Annotated in this window: 19 protein-coding genes and 1 pseudogene; 2 read left to right on the top strand and 18 right to left on the bottom strand. The window is 73.9% G+C overall.

Annotated features, from left to right (window positions below; genetic code table 11):
- Positions 1–129: 129 nt before the first annotated feature.
- Positions 130–2,850 carry a BTAD domain-containing putative transcriptional regulator gene (locus ACH9D2_RS13895; protein WP_396363398.1) on the top strand — a complete coding sequence of 907 codons (2,721 nt, stop codon included), beginning with the start codon at positions 130–132 and terminating at the stop codon, positions 2,848–2,850.
- 34 nt (positions 2,851–2,884) lie between these two features.
- Here ACH9D2_RS13895 and ACH9D2_RS13900 read toward each other — a convergent pair whose 3' ends face one another.
- The 13 genes and pseudogenes from ACH9D2_RS13900 to ACH9D2_RS13960 all read right to left on the bottom strand — a co-directional run bounded on the left by ACH9D2_RS13900 (position 2,885) and on the right by ACH9D2_RS13960 (position 15,620).
- Positions 2,885–3,019 (bottom strand): hypothetical protein, encoded by a 135-nt coding sequence (locus tag ACH9D2_RS13900; RefSeq protein ID WP_396363447.1) that lies wholly within the window; start codon positions 3,017–3,019, stop codon positions 2,885–2,887.
- A gap of 501 nt (positions 3,020–3,520) precedes the next feature.
- Positions 3,521–3,586: pseudogene (locus tag ACH9D2_RS13905) on the bottom strand (zinc-ribbon domain-containing protein); the annotation flags it as partial.
- A gap of 10 nt (positions 3,587–3,596) precedes the next feature.
- Positions 3,597–4,157 (bottom strand): phage tail protein, encoded by a 561-nt coding sequence (locus tag ACH9D2_RS13910; protein ID WP_396363399.1) that lies wholly within the window; start codon positions 4,155–4,157, stop codon positions 3,597–3,599.
- A 1-nt stretch (position 4,158) separates the two neighbouring features.
- A complete protein-coding gene (locus tag ACH9D2_RS13915) occupies positions 4,159–6,108 on the bottom strand; it encodes a putative baseplate assembly protein (RefSeq protein ID WP_396363400.1) in 1,950 nt (649 codons plus the stop codon).
- A gap of 4 nt (positions 6,109–6,112) precedes the next feature.
- On the bottom strand, positions 6,113–6,520 hold the full coding sequence (locus ACH9D2_RS13920) for a GPW/gp25 family protein (protein ID WP_396363401.1): 408 nt from the start codon (positions 6,518–6,520) through the stop codon (positions 6,113–6,115).
- 103 nt (positions 6,521–6,623) lie between these two features.
- On the bottom strand, positions 6,624–8,456 hold the full coding sequence (locus ACH9D2_RS13925; RefSeq protein WP_396363402.1) for a VgrG-related protein: 1,833 nt from the start codon (positions 8,454–8,456) through the stop codon (positions 6,624–6,626).
- Positions 8,443–9,249: a CIS tube protein gene (locus tag ACH9D2_RS13930; protein ID WP_396363403.1), complete on the bottom strand. Its 807-nt coding sequence runs from the start codon at positions 9,247–9,249 to the stop codon at positions 8,443–8,445. The genes ACH9D2_RS13925 and ACH9D2_RS13930 overlap by 14 nt, the downstream gene beginning before the upstream one ends.
- Positions 9,246–9,725, bottom strand: a complete 480-nt coding sequence (locus ACH9D2_RS13935) for a phage tail protein (RefSeq protein ID WP_396363404.1) — start codon at positions 9,723–9,725, stop codon at positions 9,246–9,248. The genes ACH9D2_RS13930 and ACH9D2_RS13935 overlap by 4 nt, the downstream gene beginning before the upstream one ends.
- Before the next feature lie 10 nt (positions 9,726–9,735).
- Positions 9,736–10,113, bottom strand: a complete 378-nt coding sequence (locus ACH9D2_RS13940) for a hypothetical protein (RefSeq protein WP_396363405.1) — start codon at positions 10,111–10,113, stop codon at positions 9,736–9,738.
- Positions 10,114–12,954: 2,841 nt separating this feature from the next.
- On the bottom strand, positions 12,955–13,113 hold the full coding sequence (locus ACH9D2_RS13945; RefSeq protein WP_396363406.1) for a DUF6760 family protein: 159 nt from the start codon (positions 13,111–13,113) through the stop codon (positions 12,955–12,957).
- Positions 13,110–13,583, bottom strand: a complete 474-nt coding sequence (locus ACH9D2_RS13950) for a hypothetical protein (protein ID WP_396363407.1) — start codon at positions 13,581–13,583, stop codon at positions 13,110–13,112. Before ACH9D2_RS13950 ends, ACH9D2_RS13945 begins: the two co-directional genes overlap by 4 nt.
- Complete coding sequence (locus ACH9D2_RS13955; RefSeq protein ID WP_344124255.1) at positions 13,583–14,026, bottom strand: phage tail protein; 444 nt, start codon at positions 14,024–14,026, stop codon at positions 13,583–13,585. Before ACH9D2_RS13955 ends, ACH9D2_RS13950 begins: the two co-directional genes overlap by 1 nt.
- Before the next feature lie 22 nt (positions 14,027–14,048).
- Entirely contained in the window at positions 14,049–15,620 is a 1,572-nt protein-coding gene (locus ACH9D2_RS13960; RefSeq protein WP_396363408.1) for a phage tail sheath family protein, read from the bottom strand.
- Between the two features lie 345 nt (positions 15,621–15,965).
- Between ACH9D2_RS13960 and ACH9D2_RS13965 the strand changes: the two genes are divergently transcribed.
- Entirely contained in the window at positions 15,966–16,883 is a 918-nt protein-coding gene (locus ACH9D2_RS13965) for a DUF4231 domain-containing protein (protein ID WP_396363409.1), read from the top strand.
- A gap of 89 nt (positions 16,884–16,972) precedes the next feature.
- On the opposite strand, the gene ACH9D2_RS13970 is transcribed toward ACH9D2_RS13965, so the two are convergent.
- From ACH9D2_RS13970 to ACH9D2_RS13990, 5 genes are all read right to left on the bottom strand, one after another.
- Entirely contained in the window at positions 16,973–17,929 is a 957-nt protein-coding gene (locus ACH9D2_RS13970) for a TIR domain-containing protein (protein WP_396363410.1), read from the bottom strand.
- 110 nt (positions 17,930–18,039) lie between these two features.
- On the bottom strand, positions 18,040–18,798 hold the full coding sequence (locus tag ACH9D2_RS13975; protein WP_396363411.1) for an eCIS core domain-containing protein: 759 nt from the start codon (positions 18,796–18,798) through the stop codon (positions 18,040–18,042).
- Positions 18,799–18,911: 113 nt separating this feature from the next.
- Entirely contained in the window at positions 18,912–20,381 is a 1,470-nt protein-coding gene (locus tag ACH9D2_RS13980; protein ID WP_396363412.1) for a M15 family metallopeptidase, read from the bottom strand.
- Between the two features lie 12 nt (positions 20,382–20,393).
- Complete coding sequence (locus ACH9D2_RS13985) at positions 20,394–22,469, bottom strand: AAA family ATPase (RefSeq protein WP_396363413.1); 2,076 nt, start codon at positions 22,467–22,469, stop codon at positions 20,394–20,396.
- Positions 22,466–23,176 (bottom strand): DUF4255 domain-containing protein, encoded by a 711-nt coding sequence (locus ACH9D2_RS13990; RefSeq protein ID WP_396363414.1) that lies wholly within the window; start codon positions 23,174–23,176, stop codon positions 22,466–22,468. The genes ACH9D2_RS13985 and ACH9D2_RS13990 overlap by 4 nt, the downstream gene beginning before the upstream one ends.
- Positions 23,177–23,181: the final 5 nt, after the last annotated feature.

A 23,181-nucleotide genomic window follows, 5' to 3' on the forward strand; every position in this document is an offset into this window, starting at 1 on the left:
GCGGGGCCGGTGGCTCGGCGGGAAGACGCGCCAGGCGCCGGTGTCGGGCGGCCCCGCCGCGTGAGCGCCCCCCGGGGGCGACCTCCCGCACCGCACCGACCGTTCCGAGACCACCCGGGGGTGGATGCCATGACGGGCAGGGAGGACGTCCCGCACGGTCCGGGCCCGCCCTGCGCCGACGGGCTCGTGCGCGAGCGCCTGGTGCGCCGGCTGGACGCGGTGCTCTCCGCCCGTCTCGGACTCGTGGTGGCTCCGCACGGGACCGGCAAGACCACGCTGCTGGCCCACTGGGCGGCGCATCGACCGGAGCCCCTGGTCTGGCACCGGGTGGATCCGGCGGACGCGCACCCGGAACGGTTGCTGGCCGGACTGGCCGGAGAGGTCGCCACCCTGCTGAACGGTCCGGAGCCACGGGGCACGGCGGAGCTGGCCTCACTGGCGGCACGGGCCGGTCGGCCCCTGCTCATCGTGCTCGACGACGTGCACCTGATCGCCGGGACCCCGGCCGAGACGGAGCTGGAACGGTTGCTCCTCCTCAGCCCGCCCAACGTCCACCTCCTGGCGGCGGGTCGGCGGGCTCCGTCCTTCAACCTCGCCCGGCCGGAGTTCTCCTCGGTGGTGCTCGTCGACGGCGACGACCTGCGCTTCCGGGTCGACGAGGCCGATGCGCTCTTCCGCGACGTCTACGGCCGGCCCCTGGAACCGGCACAGCTGCTCGACCTCGTGCGGACCACGGACGGGTGGGCCGCCGCTCTGCACCTCTACCACCTCCACGCGATGAACCGCAGCCCCGTGGAGCGGCACCGGGCGGCCTGCACCGCCGGCGCCCACTACGCGTGGGACTACCTGAGGCACCACGTGCTGGAGGACCTGTCGGCGCAGGAGCACGAGCTGCTGCAGCTCGCGTCCATGTTCGACGTCGTGACCCCGCGGCGCTGCGACGGGCTGCTCGGCACCGCGGGCACCGCCTCGCCGGTGCTGCACGAGCTGGGACGCCGGTCCCTCCTCTCGGCCGACGACGTGGTGGGGGGACTGCGGATGCCCGAGGTGGTGCGCCGCTTCTTCGCCGAGGAGCTCCGGGACGGCACGGAGTTCGACCGCTACGCGGTCCTGCGCGGCCGTGCGGTCTCACTGCTGGAGCGCGACGGCGACCTGGGCAACGCGCTCGAGCTGCTCGCGGCGGACAGCCGGTGGGACGAGGCCCGCCGCTTGCTGGAGCGCTCCGGCGCGGCGGCCCTCGCCCCGGGCTCCTGCGGCTGGGCCGAGCGGCTGCCCGCCGGCATGGCCGGCACGGACTCATGGTTCGGGCTCGCCGACGCCCGCCGCCTGTTCGACGACGGGCGGTTCGGGGCGGCGCACGCGGCGGCGTGCCGGGTGCTGGAGCAGAGCGAGGACCGCGTCGGCGCGGAGCTCGCAGTGCAGCTCCGGGACCGGTCGGCCGTGTGGGCTTCTCCCGACCGGATCTCCGCCCCGGCCGCGCAGACCGAGCAGGAGCCCGCGCTGCGCACGGCCACCCGGCGCGATCCCGCGGCCGTCGCCCGGGCCCTGGGCCCCGATCCCCACGGCGTGGACCTGCTGGCGGCGGGCATCGCGTGGTTGCTGGCGGGCGACCGCCGCGCCGCGCTGCCGCTGCTGCGCCGGTGCGCCCAGCACCTCGAGCAGGACCGGCTCTCCGCGCTCGCGGCGCAGCTGGTCCTGGCCCTCTTCGAGTCCGGGGAGCCGAGCCCCGCCACCGACGCGGCCTCCGGCGAGATGGAGGCCGTGCACCGGCACGCACGGTGCGACGGGTTCTCGTGGCTGGCCCGGTTGTCGGAGGGCATGCTGGCCGCCCTGTCCGGCGATCCCGCCGGCTCGGAGCTGGCCGAAGCGGTGGTCCGGGAGTGCGAGCGACGCGGCGACGACTGGGGGGCGGCGCTCCTGCACGCCGCCACGGTTCTCGCCGGCGGGCGCGGCGGAGGGTTCTGCGAGGACGGGGCCGCGGTCCTCGCCGGCAGGTTCCGGGCGCTGCACGCGGACGTGCTGGCCGCGTGGGCCACGACCCTCGCCCCACGCCCTGCGGCGGTGGGCGACCCGCCGCCCGGGGCACGGGCCCTGACCGGAGGGGCGCTTCCCGTTCCCGGTGGGCCGGCGGTCGAGGTCGCGTGCTTCGGTGGGCTGGCGGTGCGGCTCGGGACGGGACCGGTGGACCTCGGCGCGGTGCGACCCCGCGCTCGGACCGTGCTGCGCCTGCTGGCCCTGCACTCCGGCCGGCCCGTGCACCGCGAGTGGCTCGCCGGCATCCTCTGGGAGGACCTGGAAGGACCGAGGGCGCTGCACAACCTGCAGGTGTGCATCTCGGCCCTGCGCGCCGTCCTGCACACGCCGGAGGACCGCGACGGCCGGCGGGCGATCGTGCGCCAGGGAAACTCCTACGTGCTGTTCCCCGACCCGGGCTCGTGGTGCGACCTCGCCGAGTTCGACCGTTTCCTGCACGAGGCCGGGGCCGCGCGCCGACGGGGGGACCTGGCGCAGGCGGAGGCCGCTCTCCAGGGCGCGGTCGAGCTGTACTCCGGTGACGTGCTCCCGGAGGAAGGCCCCGCGGATTGGCTGCTGGAGACCCGCGACCGCTACCGTCTGCGCGCCGCGCAGGCCGCCGGGGCGCTCGCGCGGACGAGGTCGTCCCTGGGCCGCGGGGAGGCCGCCGTCGCGGCGGCGGTCCGCAGCGTGGAGATCAACCCCTGGAGCGACGACTCGTGGCGGCTGCTCATCGAGCTGCTGCGGGACACCGGGGAGGTGGCCGAGGCCGAGCGCACCCGGCGGCGCTACCGCCACATGCTCGACTCCCTCGGCATCGTCCCCGGTCCCGGCTGACCGGCCGGCGCACCTGCCACGGGCAGCCCCGCCCCTACAGCAGCTCGATCAGCAGCCACAGGACGACCAGGGCCGCCAGGACCACGAGGACCCAGACGACGGGTGAGCGTCTCGGGCGGGGTGGTGGTGGCGGGGGCGCCGGGCTGGGGGCGCTCCGGCGGAGCTCCATCGCACACCGCCGGCAGAAGTGCCGGTCCGGAGAGTTCCCGGCGCCGCACCGGGAACAGACGATCTCCCCCGGAGCAGGGGCGTCGGCCTCCTGGTCCCGCGGGCGTGGCGGCGCGGCCTGGGTGTCCCCGGGCGGCACCGCCTCCGGCTCCCGCGACGGGGGGAGCGAGCCGGGGCCCTGGACCCGCGACGACGTGACCTTCTCCGTGCCGTCGGGGGGACGCATCGACGACGGGGCCGCCGGCGGCGGGGACGGCGGTGTGGACGCCGGGGGAGGTGCCGCCGGAGGAGGCGGCGCCGGTGGGGACGACGGGGGAGACGACGACGGCATCGGGGTCACCCGTTTGCTGGTCCGCACCACCCGAGAGGTCGCCGGGCGCGGAGCGGAGTCCTCCCGAGGGGGCCGGGCAGGCTGCGGCGGGGGGTCCGGAGGCCGTTGCGGGGGCGGAGCGGAGCTGCCGGTGCGTGCCGGGGGCTGCTCGTCCTCCCAGGCCAGGAACGTGCCGCAGTTGGAGCAGAACTGGGCGCCCGCCGCATTGCGGGTGCCGCACTCCGGGCAGATCTGCATGTCGGTCTCCTCAGGTGCCGTTCTCGGTCGTCCGGACCACCTCGAGGGTGTGCGGGACGTGGGCCGGTTTCACGGCGCGGACCACGGCGTCCAGCCGCCGCACGTTCACGTCCTCGAGGGACCTCGCGTGCACGCGTACGTGCAGTCCCTGGCGCGGGCTCCCCGGGAGCACGGTGTGCGGGGTCCGGGACCAGACCGTGCCCCCGGTGTCCTCGACGTCGACGTGGACGACGCCCGCGGCCGCGAGCCGCACGGCGTCGGCGATGCCCGCCGCGGTGCCGCGGCGCCGGTGGATGCGGGCCCCGTTGGCGACGATCTCCCGGCGCTGCGCCACCGGCCAGTGCTCGTCGGCGCGCACCCCCACCCACTCGGAGAGCCAGTCGAGGAAGTCCTCGGGCGCCAACCGCGGGTCCACGTAGGACGCCAGCCCGTCGAGGGTCAGGAACACGGGGGCCAGCGACTCGTCGAAGCTCGCGAGGAACCGCTGCAGGAACTCGTCCTCCTGCAGCACGGCGGGCAGGCGGGAGGCCACGGGGACGGGACTGGCGAGTCCGGGGATCCGTCCGCGCATCTCACTCTCCCTCCGCGACGCGCACCTGGTGGCCGAAGGAGAACACCAGGTCGTGCTTGTCCAGGTCGATCCGCTGCACCCGGTCCCCGCGCTCACCGTTGCGGGGATCCACGGCGAAGAGGAACACGTCGTCGACGATCTCGGTGCCGGGCAGGCGCTGGAGCACTGCGTGCACCTCGCCCGCCTGCACCGGCCGGCCGAAGGGCCAGCCGTCGCCGTCGGGACCACCCCGGATGGGGTCGAAGTACTCGTACAGGGCCTTCAGCGCCTCCCGCTTGAGGGTGTCGGTGGCGACCCTCCGGCGGGCCGTCAGGCGGGCGATGACGGTCACGCCCCGGTAGCGGGGCGGCTCCACGACCACCCGGGCCCCGACCGGACGGCGCTCGTCCAGGTACTCCGCCACGACGGTGAGCGTGTCGTCGTCCGGGACGAGGTCCCCGAACCGCAGCCGGTGCTCGTCGTCGGGCACGGCGGTGGGGACCACGAGCACCCGGACACCGCCCGCGTCGGCGTCCGAGGACGCGGGGATGCACCGTACCCGGGCGATGCCGGGAGCGGCCCGGCGGGACAGCTGTTCGTAGTCCTCGGTGGTCACGGCCCGGTCCCTGGTCCGCAACGCGAGCGGACCGCGCTGCCGGGCCTGCTCCACGGTCTCCATCGCGACCCCGCCCTGGGCCGCGCGGCGGTTCTCGACCCGCACCACGAAGGGGATCGTGGAGCGCAGGACCGTCACCACGTGCGCGGCGACGTTGCCGCGGGGTCCTCCGCCGGTGCGGTACTCCCGCACCCGGATCGTGCTGCCCACGGGTGGGACGGCGCCGTAGGCGCGCAGGGACCCGTCCGCCTCCCGGACGGCGGGCGGGAGCCGGACGACGCCCTCGGCGCGGTCGAGCCGGACCACGCGGTCGTCCGGGGAGGAGTTCGCGAAGGAGTCGACCTCGGTCCAGGTCTGCCACCCGGAGCCGTCGGTGACCTCGACGGCGAAGGGGGGTCCACCGGGGACCACGGGCCGGCGGGCGAGGGGGAACGACTGACCCGGGGTGCCCTCGGAGGTGCCCAGGACCTCGTCGTGGACGGTCTCCGCGTGCACCGCCGGGACGGAACCGCCGATCGTGAAGGCGCTGACCGACCGGATGCGGGGGGAGGCGCTGTAGGGCGGGAAGCCCTCGAGGGGGTGCACCACCCGGCAGCGCACCCAGCCGGCCCGGGTTCCGCCGACCATCGAGGCCGTGTGGGCGTGGGGCAGGTGGAGGACCACGTCGCCCGGGCGGTTGAGCCCGCCCGTCTCGTCCTTGTCCACGTCGCAGCGGGTCCACACGGCGCCGGTCCAGGCCTCCCAGACCAGCGGCGGGTAGCGGGGATCGACACCGACGCCGCGGACCTCGCAGTCGAACCGGAGGGCGAGCGCGCACGAGGGGGCGCTGTCGTCGAGCCCCAGGAGCAGCACGTCGTCGGGCAGGGGAGGATCGCCGAAGCAGGGGAAGTCCTCGTCCCCGCGGGCACGGACCGGCCGCGCGACGGGCTCGCCCCCGCGGGTGCTCGTCCTCAGGTGGGCGAGGGTGCGCGGCGGGATCACGAGCTCGCGGGCTGTGGCGAAGGAGACGGTGTCGTCCTCGTCGGTGCGCCGCGTGGCGGCCTCCGTCCCCTTGGGGACCACGACCGGGCTGGGCTGGGGCGCGGACAGCCACAGCAGCAGCTCCACGGTGGCGGCCGTGGGCGGGTGCAGGCTCACCCCCAGCAGCTCCAGGAATGCGATGTACAGCCGGTCCGGAACGCGGTTGAGACGGTAGAACAGCTCGTCCGTCATGAACGCGAACGCCTCGATCAGCGTCACCCCCGGATCGGAGACGTTGTGGTCGGTCCACTCGGGGCAGCGCTGGGCGATCATGCGCTTGGCGTCGTCCACCAGGTCCTGGAAACGGCGGTCGTCGAGATGCGGTGAGGGGAGCATCGGATCACGTCTCCTGGTCGTGGCGGGGGATCGTGTAGAACGGGAACACGAGGTTGCGCGGGTCGTTGGTGCCCCGCACGGTGTACTGCACCTCGATGAGCAGGACCCCGTCCTCGGCGGTGTCGAGATGGACCAGGATGTCCTCCAGATTGATCCGCGGCTCCCAGCGGTCGAGGGCCACCCGGACGGCGAAGGCGATGTCGCCCGCGGTGGAGGCGTCCGCCGGGGCGAACACGTAGTCGTGCACGGCGCAGCCGAACTCGGGACGCATGGGCCGTTCGCCGGGGGCCGTGGCCAGGACGAGGTAGATGCTCTCCTCGATCTCCCGCGTCTCCCGGGCCAGCGCGATGCTCCCGGTCCGGTCCGTGCGCAGCGGAAAGGCCCACCCGGAGCCGATGAACTCCTGTCCCATCGTCCTGCCTCCTCCAGCTCTCCGACTCCTGCTTCCCGACTCCTGCTTCCCGGTGTCGGCTTCCCGGTGTCTGCGTCCTGCGGCGCACCCCCGCGGCCGGCGCCTAGTTGATGCGGACCACACCGCCCTTCACCGTGGTCGTCGCCCCGCCCGAGAGCTCGGCCGCCGCGGTGCCGGACACCTTGGCGCTGGCGGCCTTGAGCTCCGCCGTCGTCCGGCCCTCCGCGGTGACAGTGGCGCCCTTGAGGGCCAGAGCGGCCGTCGCCTCGACCGTCACGTTCCTGCCCTTGACGGTGACGTCCCCGGTGGACGTGGTGACGTCGATCCGGTCCTTGGCCGTCACGGTCACCGGGCCCTCCGAGAGGATCTCGATGCCGGCGGCACCCTTCTGGATGAGTGACACCGTCTGTGCACCGTCGTGGGTGCTCAGCGTCAGCCGTTCCTCGGCCGGGGTCTCCACGAACTCGACGAGCATCCCGGTGCGGGACACGAAGGCCCGCCGCTCGATCGCGCCGTCGGTCGATCCCACGTGCTCGTCCCACGGCTTGTCCGGCAGGTCCTGGCCGTTGTAGAGCCCCCCGAGGAGGAAGGGCTGCTGGAAGCTGCCCTGCCCGAACGCGACGAGGACCTCGTCCCCGACCTCGGGCAGGACCACGGCGCCCCGGGCCGCACCTGCCCCGAGCTGGACCGTGCGCGCCCACGTGCTCTCGAAGGTGTCCGAGAGCAGAGGGAACTTGACCTTGACCCGCCCCTGGCCCTGCGGGTCCTGCACGGCCGTGACCACGGCGTTGAGGACTCCGGGGAAGGCCGCGGAGCGGTCGCCGCGCAGCCCGGCCCCGGCGGCGACGCCGTAGAAGGAGCGCTCCGAGGCGTGGCTGACGGTGAAGGACGTGCGGTAGCCGGTCTCGCGGCTGAACTCGTGGCGTGCGGAGCTGAGCGTGTAGCTGCCCTCGAACGGCTTGCCGACGCCCACGAGGGAGACCGCGGCACCGGAGCGCAGCCGGGGGTTGCCGCGGGCCACCCCGTCGAGCTCGGCGAAGCCGCCCGCCAGGTGCGCGGCCAGCGCGGTGGCCGCGGCCTCGCACTGCGCGGGCTGGCCGAACACGGTGGCCGGGGCCATGTAGCGCGGGCTCTTGAACGTCCCTGCGAGGTCGGCGGGCCGGGTGCCCTCCAGCACCGCGCTGAGGGTCTTCGCCGGGGCGACGGCCACGATCTCCCGCTTGCCGTCGACGTCCCAGCCGCGCACCTCGACGTCGGGCACCTGGTCCGCGGACGTGACCGTCCCGCGCAGCATCAGCAGGTTCACGCCCCGCTCGACGACCAGCTGGTCCTGGCGCGCCCCGCCCTGCCCGGACGGAGCGGTTCCGGCGTCGGTCGCCGTCGTGAAGTGCAGGGCGCCGTCGGTGACGAAGAGCAGGGCGCCCGACTCGTCGGCGAGGCGGCGCAGGAAGTCCCAGTCGTTGACTCCGTCCTGGGCCACGTGCTCCAGCACGGGCCCCGGGGCGTCGATCGTCCCCGCCTCGAGGCCGGCGCGGGTGGCGACCGTGCGGGCGATGTCCGCTGCGGTGCTCTGCAGGTAGGCCTCCACCCTTCGGCCGCGGAAGAGCCGGTGCGAGTGGTCCAGGCCCCGCACCACGGTGTAGGCGCCCTCGCTGCCGAGCTCCGTCTCGAGGGCGGTCACCTCACCGGAGAGCAGGGGGGTGGGGCCGGCGGGCCCGCTCCGCTGGACGGACAGCGTGACGGGATCGCCGATCCGGACGGAGGACTTGTCGAGGAAGGTGGCGTTCTCGTCGCTGTAGCGCAGGACGAACAGGTCCGGGACGTTGGTGCTGTCGTCCACGTACCCGTCCGTCAGCATCGCGGCGAGATCGGGCGGCAGCGGGCTGCCCTTGATCTGGACCAGCAGCGTGCTGCTGTACTCCTCACCGAAGGTCACGCCGGACCTCCCCTCGTCGCACGTCCGGTTCCTGCGGGCGCAGCAGCTCGTCCACGGTGGGCAGCAGCACCGTGCTGCCCGGCCGCAAGCGCATGGGGTCGTCCAGTCCGTTCAGCGTGGCCACGGCCCGCCACAGCGAGGGGTTGCCGTACTCGGCGTAGGCGATCCCGGCGAGGGTGTCCCCGTCGACCACGGTGCGGGACCTGCGGGGCACCCGGCCGCCCGACGTGGGGTTCTGGCCCGGCGGCTCCCCGGCGAGCTGTTCGAGGGCGACGGTGCAGACGGCCCGGACGGGCAGCCCCTGCGCGGTGAACAAGGTGTACTTCGCCTGCACGCTGGCCACGTACGCGAGGAACCCCGTCAGGGTGCCCCAGCGGAAGATGACCCAGGGCGGTGAGGCCTTGTTCTGCTGGAGGGAGTCCTTCGTGGGGATGCAGCAGGTGAAGAGCTGGTTCACCCGCTTGACCACGCTGTCGTCGCGCTTCTCGGAGGCGTCGAAGAACATCTCCAGCGAGAGCTTGGACGGTTTCGGCCCCTTGTACTGCGGGGGCCCGCTCATCTGGTCCCCCTTGGCGGTCTGCTTCTGCCAGGCGGCGGACTTCTCGAGCGTCAGCTCCTTGGGGTTGAACTGGAACTCGATGGTGTCCAGCTGGGCTCCGGGCTTGTCCAGGGCACCGTCCTTCGAGGGCTCGTGGACGTCGAGGGTGGCGTGCACCAGGGTGGCGGCCGGAGTCTCCCCGCCTCCTGCGCCGCCCGTGCTCGTGTGGGTCATGGACGGGCTGGCCGAGGTCATCGAGTCACCCCGTTCTGCTGCGGCGGCTTCCTCGCGCCCGGCTCCACCGAGAAGCCGTGGTGGGCGATCTCCAGGGACTCCACCAGCACCTTCGGCTGGTCGGGGTTGAAGGACGGTCCCTTCCAGCGGACGGGCACCACGTCCCGCAGCTGCCACGAGGCGATCTTCGAGCCGTCCGCGCGCTGGGCCTCGATGGTGCCGGGGTGCCGGGAGTACCCCGTGGCGAGCTTGGCGAACCACGCCGCGATCAGCGCGGTGTCGGGGCCCAGGGGGCGGGTGAGCGTGATGTTGGGGTACTTCAGGCGGGTCGGCAGCTGCCAGACGAAGTCGTTGTTGCCGCCCTCCTCGCGGGTCTCCATCACCACCTCGCAACCGAGGCCCTCGCAGGTGCTGAACGACCCCAGGCTCGCGTCGTCCAGGACGACGACGTACCGGACGCTGACGGCCGTGTCGACGTCCTCCAGGAAGCTCGTCATTACCGTCTCCTCAGCTCGCGTCGATCCGGAGGCCGCGGCGTTCGCGGTCCAGCAGCATGTCGGCCTTGATCCGCCGCACGATCGGGCCGACGAGCCGCTTGGCGAGCTCGTCGACCTGTTCCTGGCTCATCTCCTCGTCCACCGCGGGTGCGGGCGCCGTGGCGGGTCCCGCGGACGTCGTGCCGGAGTCCGCGGCTGTCGGGACGGGCCCCGGGGGCGTCGAGGTGGCCTCCTCGGCGGGGAAGGCCTCCTCGCCCGCGCGCTGGACCGCCGGCGCGCCGGCCGGCGACCCGGGACCGGGTGCCTCGGCCGGTCCGGCGATGCCCCCCGGTCCGGACGGACGCTGGGTCGTGGACGCGAGGCGCATGGCCACTGGGTCTGCTCGCACAGCGGCCGGCGAACTGTCGGGACCCCGGTGGACGTCCTGGTCAGGTCGTGCGGCGTCGCCGGCGACGACGCCGGTGGCCGGGGCCGGCTGCGAGCGCGTCGACGGGCCCGGGGAAGCCGGAGGAGGTGCCGGCGTCGCCGGGTGCAGGGCGGAGCGCTGGAGCGAGCCGGCCGGCGCGGGAAGGATCCCCGGCGGGGACGACGACAGGCCGGTCGTTGCGGCCGGTGCCGAGGCGGGTCCCGTGTGCGCCGACAGGACCGGGCTCCCTGCCCACAGGGCCTCGTCGGCCCGGCCCTCCCCGGCGGGCCGGGGAGTCCCGCCTCCCGCGCCCAGCACGGGAGACATCGCCGGTTCTCGGGGCAGGGACGGCACCGGATCGAGGGACCGAGGTGCCGTGGGGAGTGACGACGCCGCGGAAGGTGCCGTGGGCCCGGGTCCCGGCGTGCGCTGCGCGGCGGGGACCGGAGGACGCAGCCCGAGGGGACGCCCGGGGTCCGACAGCGTCGACGCCCGGAGCCGCTGGAGCGAGGGTGATGCCGATGCGGACCGGGCAGCCCCGGAGGCGGACCCGATCGTCGGGGAGCCGTCCGGCGCGGCCCTCCGTCGCACCGGGGGCACCGGTTCCGGACGTCCTGCACCGACGGGTTCCGCGGGCACCACCCCCGCGGAACCGGCCGCTGCTGTCGTGGACCCCGACAGTGCGGTGGAACCCGACAGCGCGGGCGCCGAGGACAGCGGCTCCGGGGCGGATGTCCGTGCAGCGACCGGTCCTGACCCGGTGGACTCCGACTGCGCGGAGTCCACCGCGCTCGGCTCCGCTCCGGTCTCGTCGGATCCTGTCGACGTCGAGGCGATGTCAGCGACGGACGCCCCCGACGTGGTGCCCGTCCAGGCGCTGTGCCCACCTGCCACGGCGTCGACGCCCGGCCCCTGCCACGCCGCGGAGCGGGACACCACCGGCAGAGCCGTGGGACGGCCCGGCCCCGGAACCGAGGGCGGGGACTCGTCCGTCGGCGTGGTCGCGGCGGGCTCGGCGCCGGCCGCTCTAGGCCGCGCGCGGGGATCGTCCGGCTCGGCCGGAACCGCGCCGAGAATCCTGCCGATGCCCTCGACGCCGGGCGTCGCCACGGGGCTCCCGATGCCGGGCGTCGCCACGGGGCTCCCGATGCCGGGCGTCGCCACGGCGCGGGACACCACGGGCAGCGCCTCCGCCCTGCGGGGGTCGGGCGTCTGCCGGCCGGCGAACCGTGGCGGGTCGGCGAACGCTGCCCGGACGTCGCGGTCCGGCACGGTGTGCAGGAGTCCGGGTTCCGCCATGCCGGTCGCCGTACTGTCGCGGTCCTCTGCCTGTCCGGCCCGGGAGACCTCTGCGGCACCGGTCGCCCGGGACACCACCGGCTGCGTGAAGGCCACCGCCCGGGGAGCAGGTGCGTCGGGCGACGACGGCCCCGGGTCGCCGTCCTCCACCGGGGTCTCCTGCGCGGAGACCGTGGCGGAGGGCCCCGCGCCGGACGCTTCCGGTGGGCCGGCGAGGAGCGGGGGCGATCCGGCGTCGGGTCCGGTGGTCGGCGGCGCGAGGGGCTCGGCGATCGACGCTTCCGGGACTCGGGAGGGTTCTTCCTCCGCCGGCCGCTCCGGGGTGCCGGCCGAGTTCTCGGCGGTCGGTTCGGGGACGGCGGCCGGCGGCTCCACCGGAGTCGACGTGGCAGGGACCGCCGGGCGCTCCGAAAATTCGGGCGTTCGCTGCACTGCCGGCGGCCCCGTCCCGTCCGCGGAGGGACCGGCTGAGGAGCCGACGGGATCCGGCCACGGGCGGCCCAGCCCGAGACGGCGCGAGGAGGGCGGGGAGGACCTCCGGGATGGATCCGAAGCCGGAGCACCCCCGGTGCCCTGTGCACCGGTGCTGCGCTGGAGCGTGGGCCCGGCGGGCAGCGGGACGGACGTGGCGGTGCCGTCGAAGATGCTGCCGAGGGGGCCGCCCAGGGTGCTGCGGGAGGGATCTTCGGGCGGACCCGGTAGCCGGCGCTGCAGGGGCAGGGGTGGGAGCGGGGACGTCTGCCCCGGCGGCTCCGTCCCGGGCGTCGTGCTTCCGGGACGGGGAACCCCGGCCGGAGCAGATCCCGGTGCCGGCGAACCGGCGGTGGGAGCCTGCGGGACGGCGCTCTCGCGGGGGCCCGCCGCGACGGGGGTGCCGGTCGGAGGCGGATCGGCGGCCGGCACGCCGGCGGGGACGTCACCGGGCTCCGGGCCGGCCTGGGCGTCCTGACTCTCCTGCGCTGCGCCGGAGCTCTCCGGCTGTGCCGGCGCGTCCGGTGCAGCCGGAGAGTCCGCCGTCCCCGTCCCGTGCACCACGGGCACCTCCAGCACACCGCGGTCGACCTCGGGAACACTGGTCAGCGACCGTTGAGCGGTGTTCCCGCTACCCGTGCGGCGCTGCACGGGACGGCTTCCCCAGGCCCCGCGGGGCGCGGGGGGAGGGAGGAGCAGCATCTCGACGGGGCGGGCGGCGGACCCGGATCCGCCGGTCGCGGGGCCCGCGTCGGGGCCGTCCAGGTCGATCACACCGGGTGGGGCCTCCGCACTGACCAGGTGGGACATCGCCCCGGTGAACGACGGGTTCGTCCGGGTCGGGAGCTGGTCGGGGAACCGGTGGGGCGCCGTCGTCGTCTCGAGATTCCCGACGGTCCGCTGGAGGGGCGGCAGGAAGGCCCATCCGGCGGGGGAGGGGAGGGGCTCGGCAGGCTGTCGTGGCGGTGCCGCAGGAGGCCCTGCCGAGGACCGCCCCGAGAGCGTCACGGGGGCGGGGTCCTGCTCCTTCCGCTGCCACGGCCAGCGCACGGTTCAGCGCTCCTCGCTCAGCCGGCGGTTGATGTCGGCGATCTCCCGGACCCAGCGCAACCGCTGGCCGTGCTCCAGGTCCAGGATGTCGTCGAGCCCCCAGTGGAAGTGGTACGCCACGTACGCGACCTCTTCGTGGATCCGGTCGGCCGCGTACGTCATGATTCCCCCAGGCGACCACCCGCGAGGTCCGCGGTGAACCGGTGCGAGCACTCCGGGCAGGTCACGGCGATCCGGGTGTGGCCCTCCGCGTTGATCCGCCGGTAGAAGTCCTGCAGGAACGCCACGTCCGAGGCGAACATGTTCTCCACGACGTTGGACGTGATCGCCCCCAGCGTCCCCAGGCTGGTGATCACCCGGCTCAGCAGCACCACCGTGGTGTAGGCGGAGTTCTCCTGGACCCGGGCGTCGTAGAGCGGGAGCAGCTCGTCCCGGGCGGTGGCCAGGCGCATCACCCCGGAGCGGTGGAGGGTCCCGTCCTGGTCCACGTAGCCCCGGGGCAGGTCGAAGGCGAACTCGGTCCGCAGGGCCGGACGCTCCTCCCGCCCGTTCCGGGACGGCTCCGCCTGGGGCGTGGTGCCGGCGCTCTCGGGGGCCGGCACCACCCCCGCGCCGCCGTGGCTGCGCTGCATCACTCGACCTTCGACTCGTCGTAGCAGATCACGAACTTCTCGGTGGCCTGCTCCGTGGCGCCGGCCTTCAGCGAGTTGACCTCCACGCTGCGCACCCAGCAGTGGTCGAAGTTGTAGGTCTTGACGGTCTCGCCCTTGTAGTCGAGCAGGGCCACGGAGGCGGTCTTGCGGGCACCGGCCACGTCCCCCTCCATGACGGTCTTCAGCCAGTCCGTGACGGTCTTGCTGTCCGTCAGACCGCGGGTCACGGTGATCTCACCGGCCTTGGGGCGGCCCATGAGCTGCCGGACGACGTACTTGCCGTCCTGCGTCTGCTGCTTGAGCTCGATCTTGTCGACCTCCGACTTCAGTCCGCTCACCTCGATGACGCGCGGCACCTCGATGCCGTCGACGGTGACGGTGAAGCCGTAGGCCGGTGCATTGTCGAAATCCTCGAGTGCCATGGTCGTGGTCCTTTCCGGGCGATCATTCGTTCACGAGACTGGTGCCGCCGGAGAACTGCGACAGCTGGAAGATGACGAACTCGGCGGGCTTCACCGGAGCGACCCCCACCTGGCAGACCACCTGACCGGCGTCGATCCCCTCGGCGGGGTTCGTCTCGGCGTCGCACTTCACGAAGAACGCCTCGTCCGGGGACGTGCCGAACAGGGCGCCCTTGCGCCACTCGTTCGTCAGGAAGGCGCTGATGGTGCGGCGGATGCGCGCCCACAGGGCCGGGTCGTTCGGCTCGAAGACCGCCCACTGCGTGCCCTGCAGGATCGACTCCTCCAGGTAGTTGAACAGCCGCCGGACGTTCACGTAGCGCCACGCGGCGTCGCTGGAGAGCGTCCGGGCGCCCCACACGCGGATGCCGCGGCCGGGGAACGACCGGACGCAGTTGACCCCGATGGGGTTCAGCAGCTCCTGCTCGGTGCTGGTGATGTTCGTCTCGAGGCTGGTGACCCCGCGGATCACCTCGTTCGCCGGGGCCTTGTGCACGCCGCGGGTGTCGTCGTTGCGGGCCCAGACGCCCGCGATGTGGCCCGACGGCGGGACGAAGCGGTGCACCCCCTCGGAGGGGTCCAGAACCTTGAGCCGCGGCCAGTACAGCGTCGCGTACTTGGAGTCGTAGCCGGCGTCGTCGACCCGCCACTCCTTGATCTGCTGGGCGTTGAGCCCCGGCGGGGGGTCGATGATGGCCACGCGGTCGCCCATCAGCTCGCAGTGGGCGATCAGCGCCAGCTGCACGGCCTTGAGCGTCTCGCCGTCGATCGCGCCCTGTTCGTAGGCGGCGACCAGGTCGGGGATGGCGACCATGGTGACCTCGTCGACGGCCTCGAGGCCGCTGAAGCCGGTGCGGTCCGCGGCGTCGCCCACGTAGTCGTCCGCGCTGAGCGTGTCGGTCGACGGCGGCTCCGGCTCGGGCTCGGGCAGCTCCAGTCGAACCGTCCCCTTGTCGGGCTTGGTGAGGGCGCCGCCGCTCAGCACCTCCTCGATCGTGACGAGCTTCGACTCCGCGCTCACCTTCGTGGCCACGTTGTTGGGGCCCTTCTTGGTGGTCACGTTGTCCCAGGACTCGGGCTGACGCCCCTCCACGGTGACCGTGATCTTGAACTGGTCCTCCGGGGCGTTGTCGCCGCCGGCGGCGTCGAACTCGACGGTGATGGGCTTCTGGCTGGCGCCGGTCGACTTGCCGATGATGCGGTAGCCGGCCACCTCCACCATCGGCGGGCCGGCCACGGCCTTGACCTGCTTGGCCTTCGGTTTCTGCCCGTCGCCGTTGCTCTCGGCGCCGTCGGCCCCGATCCGCACGATGTAGCAGTTGCCGCCGCCGTTGAGGAAGTAGCCGTACACGGAGTGGGCGAGGTACGAGCCCGGCACGAAGTCGCCGAAGGTCTCGGAGAACTGGGTCCAGTTGGACACCAGGGTGGGCTCGTTGGCGGGGCCCTTGGCCGCCAGGCCCACGAACGCGGCGACCGCCGTGCCGACGCCCTCGATCGGGCGGGTTCCCGCCTCGACCTCGTGCACGTAGACACCGGGCGAAAGATAGGTGGGCATCGTGTCTCTCCTCGGCAGAGTCCGGATCGTGGTTCAAGGGTCCAATCGGGGAGGAGACTGCCGGGAGGCTGGGGGGCCGCGTGTTGGGGAAGGAGCCGATGCACGAAGGGGCACCTTCGCCTCCTCGGCCCGCTGCTGGCTGCCACGCCTGCCTATCATCGCCTCAGGCGCCGCGACCGGTCTCCCCAGGCGGCGGACGCCGGTCCCCCTTGGGGTTTCCGCGCGCCGCGAGGGTGTCCCATTGGGGTAGTACGAAGGCGGTGGCGATGATGACGACTGCAGCATCCGGTCGTGCCGGGGGCACGCTCCGGTGCCACGGGAACGCCGGAGTTTGAGGAAGGGGCCATGGACACGCAACTGTCGGGAATCGATCTCCCGGGGCTGTGGTACGACGCCGACGCGGCTTCCCTGCGCGGGCAGAAGCTGGCTCTGCGCTACGCTCGCGGACGCATTCTGGGCGGGATCGTGGCGGCGCTCGGAGGAGCGGTCTCCTGGTCGGCCGGCCAGTTCGACGTGGCCGTTCTCCTGATCTTCCTGGGTTTCCTCGTAGCCCTGGCGAGCGAACTGGCGTCGTGGGTGCAGCAGCCGGAACATTCCTGGTACGGGGGACGGGCCGTGGCGGAGTCCACCAAGACGCTGGCCTGGCGGTACGCGGTCGGCGGACAGCCCTTTCCGGTGACCATGCCCGACGACATGGCACGCGAGCTGCTGCGGAGCGGGCTGGAGGAGGTGCTGCGGGAGACGTCCGAGTACATGATCCCGCGATCCGAGCACGCCGTGGTCACGCCGGCCATGGAGCAGCTGCGGCAGCAACCCTTCGACGTGCGGCGCGAAGCCTATGTCCGGGGCCGTACCGAGGACCAGCGGCGCTGGTACACCGCCAAGGCGGAGGAGAACCGGAGGCGCTCCCAGGCATGGCGGTTGCTCCTCGTCCTGGCGGAGGTCACGGCACTGGTCCTGGCGTTCCTCCGGGTGTTCGTGGGCTGGCCGTGGGACTTCGCGGGTGTTCTCGGGGCGACCGTCGCCGGCGGAGCCGCGTGGGTGGCCGTCAAGCAGTTCGCACCGCTCGCCTCCGCCTACTCGACTGCGGCGAAGGAACTGCTCTTCCAGGTCGACCGTCTCGGCCGGGTGCCCCAGGAGCAGTGGGCGGCGGCCGTCGCCAACGTGGAGGGCGCAATCAGCCGTGAGCACACGCTCTGGACCGCCTCACGAACCGGCAGGACCTTCTTCGAGTGGGGCAATAAAGGGATCGACGGCGAGTAGCGCGGGGCGGTACGGCCACTCAGAGCCTTTCGCACAGCCCCTCGTCCCCCGGTGGGCGTGCTCCCGGCCACGGTGCCTGAATCCGGGCGTCAATAGTAGTACGGCACGGTGGTGGGCGTGTCGTTGGACGACAGGGCCCAGGACCAGAACAACAGGCCGAAGCTGATGCCGGCGGCGGCGCTGACCAGTGCCTTCCGCGACGCCTTCGAGGACCCCTGAGGGTCGCCCTTGCCCCACTTCTGCTCGACCTGCCAAGAGAAGTACAGGGCGAGGAGACCCGGCGCGCCCAGAAGAGGGATAAGGGTGAGGACGAGGGCGGCGATGGACAGCACCAGCCTTCGCGAAGGGCGGTTCGTCGGTGGACGGAAAGGGGATCTGGCCAGCAGTTCCGAGATCGCTCGGCCCGGCTGGACGAAGATGTCCGTCCGCTGATCCAGCGAGCGGAGGATCGTGATGGCCGCATCGCGCTCGAGCGGCCGCTCCATCGCCGCTTCGAGTCGGCTCACCAGGCCCATCTGCTCCTCGAAACTGAGCACCGGCCGGCGTGCCTTGTCCGCCAGCTCGGCCATGTACGAGATCGGTACGGACGGCGGTGCGGGCAGGGGCTCGCGCGGGGGAGGGGCCGTTGGGAGCCTCAGCAGCACCTTGACGAGCTGTCCGGGACCCTGGGGAGCGGTGTAGTCGATGATCTGCGTGGGACCCAGGTCCGAGGGGAGCAAGTGGGGTGAGACCGGGCGGACCATGACCGGGATCACCGTCTTGCCGAGCCGACGGGCGTACTGCCGTTCCAGGGCGGACGGGACGGAGTCCAACAGGCTCGGTGACACGGCCACGATCAAGGCGTCGCAGCGTCGGATCTGCCCGAGGATCTCCTCCCACCAGTCCTGCCCGCCTTCCAGCCGCCGGTCCACCCACAGGCGGTGGTCCGCGACGTCGGTGATGGTCTCGACCAGGCTCTGCAGTACGTCGCGGTCCTGTCGCGAATACGACAGGAAGAGGTTCCTCTGCGCATTCGGGGCTGTCTGCGTGACGTTGTCCGGTTCCACGGATGCTCCTGTCCGGTGGGGCGAGGATGCAGGGAGACCCTCTTCGCTGACAAGACGGGGGGATCCGCCGGGATCCGGGGACGGCTTCCCCTGACCCGGCCACCCCGGCCTCAGGAGGGCTCCTCCTCCTCTTCCTCGTTGCGCTGGACGGCAACACGCTGAGCCGCTTCGTCCCCAGTGAAGGAGCCCTGCGCCGTCTCCTCCTCCTCTTCCTCGCCCTCCGCCCGCTGGACGGGCAGCGCGGCGTCGTCGACGGCCTCGCGCTGGACGGCGGCCGGAGCCGCTGACACCGGGGCCGGACCGGACATCACCCGCTCGGCATTGGCGGCGGCCTCCCGCTCGAAACGGTCGGAGGGGTCGCTGACGCGGACACCCGAACCCGTCGGCGTGCCGTCCACCGGCCCGGAGCGCTGCTGCACCACGTGGGTGAGCTCGTGGGCGAGCATCGTGCGTCCGGCCGTCGAGGACGGGTCGTACTTCTCGCGCTGGAAGACGACGTTGGGGCCCACGGTGTACGCATGGGCGTTCACCGAGGCGGCGGACCGGGACGCGGCGTCGTCGGTGTGCACGCGCACGTCCGAGAAGTCGTGGCCCAGCCGGGACTCCATGTCCGTGCGGACGGGCTCCTCCAGCGGGTGCCCGCCCGAGGAGACGACGTCGAGCACCGGCGAGCGCTCCTCCTCCGCCAGCCGCTGCACCCTGGCGTTGCCGACCGCCCGTTGCATGGCCAGCATCCCGGCGGGGCCGACGACGTCGGTGCGCCCGGCCGCCGCGGCCCGCCACAGCTGCGGCGGGGCGTTCTCCTCGACGCGGTCCGCCCGCGGCCGCAGGCTCTCGCTCTCGCCCTGGTCGTGATCGTGGATGTGCATGACGAGTCTCTTCCTCTCGGGCCTGCGGCCACTCTGCGCCCGCTCGGACGGACGCACAAGCGGCCCCCCGGCCGCCGCCGGGGCAGCAGACGGTGCCCGAAGGGGCACTCCGGTCAGAGGTCGAAGTGCATGAAGTCCTTGGCGCCCTTCCAGTTCCCGCCCCACCGGAGCCCCGCTCCGGTCATCGCCTCCACGACCTCCTTGGGCAGGTTGAGGAAGCCCTGCGCACCGTACGTGCGCAGCGGGTCCCGGTCGCGGGCCGTGCGCTTCTTCCCGAGGTCCTTCGTCTTCCGGGCGAGTTCGGCCTTCCGCCGCTTCAGCTCCTTCTGCAGCCCTGCCCGCAGCCGGCGCTCCGCGGCGGCCCCGCGGGTGTCGCCCATGGCCTTGCTGTCCTGCTCGCCCTGCTGGGAGCGCGCTATCTGCGCCTCCAGGGCGGCGACGGCCGCCGGGAGTGCGGCGACCGCGCTCTCGAGTCCGGCGAGGGCACTGTCGACCGCCTCGAATTTCGCCAGGTGCCGCTCCAGCAGGGCGCGGTCCTGCGACGCCGATTTCGCTGCGGCGCTCTGCTTCCTGAGCGTCGCGCCGTGCAGCTTGAGCTTTCCGTCGAGAGCCGTGAGGGCGGCGGACCGTTCCCGGACGGCGGCGGTCAGCTCCGCGGCCCTGGCCTTCTGCTCGGTCGTCGCCCGGCGGCCGCGGGGGAGGGCCCGCAGTTCCTGCCGGGCAGCGGCCCGGGCTGCGACGACGGTGGCGCGCTCGGAGCGCAGCCGGTCGCGCTCGGCCGTCGTCGTAGACACCGCAGCCTTCTTCGCGGCCTCGAGTGCCACCAGCACGACGATGCGCCAGCGCAGGCCCACAGGGTTGTAGAGCATCCGGAAGGTGTCGCTGGCGTTCTTCATCGCGTCGTAGCCCTGGCCCCCTGCGTTCATGTCGGTGCCGGTGACGAGGCTGATGATGCGCCGCTGGGCCTTGCTGGTCAGGTGCGGGTTCGTCCCGGGGTCGATGTCCACCGCACGGCCGTCGGCGTGGTTGCTCCAGCCGCCGGCGCTGGTAGTGCGCGGGTTCAGCGCCCAGACCTTCGTGACCGGTGCCGCGGTGACGCCCCCGGCGCGCAGCGTGGCCTCGGCGGTCCGCAGGGCCGCGGCCAGGTCGACGTGCGCGGGGGTCGAGAACCCGAAGAACCGCGCGGTGGTGATGGAGGTGGCCAGGTAGACCATGGGCCGCGGGATGCCGCGGGCCTTGTACAACGGGGCCAGCACGTCGTAGCGCTGCCGCGGGGTGCCGACAGGGCGCCCGGTGCCCCGGAAGTGGCGCTGCTGGGCCGGGTGGTCCGCCCAGTCCTGGGCCCACTGCTGGGCGTCGGTGACGGCCTGGCGCTGGAGCACCAGTTGCGCGGCCCGGTTGCCGGCCTGGCGCTGCACCTGCCACAGGGAGCGGGCCCGGGTGCCGAGATCCGCCCCGCGCAGCAGCGGAACCAGGCCCGGGGGCAGCGGCGGTTCCTCCGGCCGCCGTGCCGCACCGGCCCGAGGCACGACGCGTCGCCGGCCGTCTCCCCGTCGGGTGGCCGTGCTGTGGGTCGCCGACATGGCTCGCTCCGATCAAGCCCCCGGCCGCGGCGCCCGGGCCGCCGTCAGGGTGCTCCAGTAGGGGCCGAACTCGCTCTCGAGGGTGAGCCGGCCGAGCTTGCGGTACTCCCGCTGCACCGCGGTGACCAGGTGCGCCATGGTCACCGGGGTGCCGTCCTCTGCGGCGAGGTACGCGGCGGTCACGGCCGCGGAGCGGATCCCGCCGCCCGCGAGCTCGAAGGCCCGCCCCAGGAAGTCGAGGTCCAGGTCCTCGGCGCGGGCCATCAGCCGGCCCAGGCACCGGTCCCACAGCAGCGCGCGGTGCTCCGGATCGGGCAGGGGGAAGTCCACGATGACGTCGAGGCGGCGGGTGAAGGCCTCGTCGATGTTGGCGCGCAGGTTCGTGGCCAGCACCACGAGACCGTCGAAGGTCTCCATCCGCTGGAGCAGGTAGGCGCTCTCGATGTTCGCGTAGCGGTCGTGGGCGTCCTTGACCTCGGAGCGGCGGCCGAAGACGGCGTCGGCCTCGTCGAAGAGCAGCACTCCGTTGACCCCGGAGGCGGCGGTGAAGATGCGCTCCAGGTTCTTCTCGGTCTCCCCGACGTACTTGTCCACCACGGTGGCGAGGTCCACCACGTACAGGTCGAGTCCCAACTCCTTGGCCACCACCTCCGCGGACATGGTCTTGCCGGTGCCGGAGTCCCCGGCGAACAGGGCCGCCACGCCGTGGCCGCGACCCGCGCCGGGGCGCATGGCCCAGTCCCCGAGCACCTGCTCGCGGTGGCGCGCCCGCAGGGCCAGTTCCCGCAGGGACTGCAGCACGGGGTCCGGAAGGACGAGGTCGGTCCAGCCGACGGAGGGGTCGACGCGGCGGGCGAGCCGGTCCAGGGCCGAGCCGTTCTCGGCGCGGGCGCCGGCCTGCAGGTGCGCGCCGGTCAGGGTGCCGTCGGCACCGAGGGCGGCCTGCGCCCGGGCGGTCCGCGCGGCCCGGGCCACCTGCTCCGGGCCGAGCCGGAACTGCGCGGTGGTCCGCACGATCTCCGCCCCGGGCAGGACCCCCGCCAGCGCCTCCTGCCAGAGCCCGGCCCGCTCGGCGGCGGTGCTGGCGGGGACGTCGACGACGACGGGCGGGAGATCCGTCCACACCGGGTCCCAGACGGTGTCCCCGAACAGCAGCACGGGCTGCGGGTCGGCGCGCAGGGCCCGCAGCAGGGCGGGGCGATCGGCCACGGCCGGCACGGGACCGGCCACGATGCCGGCGCCGCGCAGCCTCGCCTCCCGGACCGCGAGGGCCACCAGCCCGGCCGCGTCGCGCTCCCCGGCCAGCCGCGCGAGGTCCAGGCCCACGACGTCGTGCCCCCCGGCCCGGAGGGCCTCCGCGGCCAGGACCCGCGCGGAGCCCGTGGCGGGCTCCCGCAGATAGGCCAGGAGCACCCCGGCACGCAGGGCTCGCACGAGCGGCGCGGGATCACCCCACAGCACCTCGGGCGGGGCGGTGAGCACGACGGTCAGGTCGGGGTCGGGGGTGTCGTCGCCGAGCAGGTGCCCCACCACGCGCTCGGGGACCCGCAGCGCCCGCCCGGGCAGGGGCCGGTCCGGATCCTCCAGGGCCAGGAGGTGCCCGGTGACCAGGGGCCCTGAGAGCAGCCGGGCCCGGGCCCCGGCGTCGGACAGGGCCGCGCCGCTCAGGGCCAGGGCCACCGCGGCGGAGGGGCGACGCCGGGTGACGTCGTCGTTGAGGTAGCCGAAGAGCTGCTCGAAGCGCGGGTCGAGGTCGGCCGCCAGGGCCACGAGCAGGAGGTCCACGTCCAGGGCGGTCAAGCCCAGGACGGCGGCCAGCTCCCGCAGGCGCAGGTGGTGCCCGTCCTGCTGCGCGCGGTCCGCCGCCCGCTCGCACTCCACCCACCGGGAGGACGTCTCGACCGGCCGGGGCGCCCTCGGCCCGGTGCCGAGCAGCCGGTCCACGGACTCCTCGCTGAGGTACAGGCCGCGGAACGGGTCGTCGGGCTGCGGGTCCTCCGCGCGGCGCTCGGCCACGAGCTGCCGGATGCGCTCCTCGACCACGCCCACCCGGTCCAGCAGGTGGGCCAGGCTCGCCGCACCGGTCATCGCTTCCTCCGGCGCGAGGCCGGGCCCCGGGGTTCCTCCGGTGCCGTCCCGGTCTCCGCGGCGTCCCCGGTCTCCGACCGGGCCGCGGGAACCGGCGGCCGCGCGCGGCGTCGGCCGACGTCCGCGGCCGTCCCGGTGCGGTCGGCCATGTCCACCACGGTCCCGGCGGAGGCGGGCGGAGCGATCTCGTAGACGACGCCGGTCTCGACCGGGGCGATGACCACGATGTCCAGGGACGGCTTGAGCTCCCCGCCGAGGGCGGACCACACGTCCGCGAACGCCCGGTCCTCCGGCGGGGGAAGCCCCACGGTCATCGGCACCGGCAGCCGGGGCTCGGCGAGCTGCCCCGTGACGAGCTCGTCGGGCAGCGCCTCGTAGTGCAGGAAGCAGCGCAGCAGCTGGTCCAGCAGCAGGTGCTCGTCCTCGGGCCGCTGCGTCCACGCCGTCACGAGGTAGGACAGCTTGAAGTACCGGGGCGCCGGGCGCCGCCGCAGCACCGTCCCGTCCTCGTCCCGCTCGTCGGCGAAACCCCGCTCGCGGCGCCGCAGGTCCTCCCGGATGTCGTACAGGTACAGGTTCACGGTGGGGGCGTTGCGCCGGGCGGCCCAGTCCTTGGTCGGGGCGTCGAAGGCCACCTCCACCTCGGCGCCGCCGAGGGCCTGCGTCCGGACCAGGGTGCGCAGCGCGTCGTCCACCTGGGCAATCACCGATC

Origin of the sequence: Kocuria rhizosphaericola, from assembly GCF_044462205.1 — a bacterium.
In the GTDB taxonomy this organism is placed as follows: domain Bacteria; phylum Actinomycetota; class Actinomycetes; order Actinomycetales; family Micrococcaceae; genus Kocuria; species Kocuria rhizosphaericola.

What these genes read in the sequence shown, in the direction of transcription:
- ACH9D2_RS13895 (WP_396363398.1), top strand. Translation starts at nt 130, where the DNA reads ATGACGGGCAGGGAGGACGTCCCGCACGGTCCGGGCCCGCCCTGCGCC.
- ACH9D2_RS13900 (WP_396363447.1), bottom strand. Translation starts at nt 3,019, where the DNA reads ATGGAGCTCCGCCGGAGCGCCCCCAGCCCGGCGCCCCCGCCACCACCA.
- ACH9D2_RS13910 (WP_396363399.1), bottom strand. Translation starts at nt 4,157, where the DNA reads ATGCGCGGACGGATCCCCGGACTCGCCAGTCCCGTCCCCGTGGCCTCC.
- ACH9D2_RS13915 (WP_396363400.1), bottom strand. Translation starts at nt 6,108, where the DNA reads ATGCTCCCCTCACCGCATCTCGACGACCGCCGTTTCCAGGACCTGGTG.
- ACH9D2_RS13920 (WP_396363401.1), bottom strand. Translation starts at nt 6,520, where the DNA reads ATGGGACAGGAGTTCATCGGCTCCGGGTGGGCCTTTCCGCTGCGCACG.
- ACH9D2_RS13930 (WP_396363403.1), bottom strand. Translation starts at nt 9,249, where the DNA reads ATGACCTCGGCCAGCCCGTCCATGACCCACACGAGCACGGGCGGCGCA.
- ACH9D2_RS13935 (WP_396363404.1), bottom strand. Translation starts at nt 9,725, where the DNA reads ATGACGAGCTTCCTGGAGGACGTCGACACGGCCGTCAGCGTCCGGTAC.
- ACH9D2_RS13945 (WP_396363406.1), bottom strand. Translation starts at nt 13,113, where the DNA reads ATGACGTACGCGGCCGACCGGATCCACGAAGAGGTCGCGTACGTGGCG.
- ACH9D2_RS13950 (WP_396363407.1), bottom strand. Translation starts at nt 13,583, where the DNA reads ATGCAGCGCAGCCACGGCGGCGCGGGGGTGGTGCCGGCCCCCGAGAGC.
- ACH9D2_RS13955 (WP_344124255.1), bottom strand. Translation starts at nt 14,026, where the DNA reads ATGGCACTCGAGGATTTCGACAATGCACCGGCCTACGGCTTCACCGTC.
- ACH9D2_RS13960 (WP_396363408.1), bottom strand. Translation starts at nt 15,620, where the DNA reads ATGCCCACCTATCTTTCGCCCGGTGTCTACGTGCACGAGGTCGAGGCG.
- ACH9D2_RS13965 (WP_396363409.1), top strand. Translation starts at nt 15,966, where the DNA reads ATGGACACGCAACTGTCGGGAATCGATCTCCCGGGGCTGTGGTACGAC.
- ACH9D2_RS13975 (WP_396363411.1), bottom strand. Translation starts at nt 18,798, where the DNA reads ATGCACATCCACGATCACGACCAGGGCGAGAGCGAGAGCCTGCGGCCG.
- ACH9D2_RS13980 (WP_396363412.1), bottom strand. Translation starts at nt 20,381, where the DNA reads ATGTCGGCGACCCACAGCACGGCCACCCGACGGGGAGACGGCCGGCGA.
- ACH9D2_RS13985 (WP_396363413.1), bottom strand. Translation starts at nt 22,469, where the DNA reads ATGACCGGTGCGGCGAGCCTGGCCCACCTGCTGGACCGGGTGGGCGTG.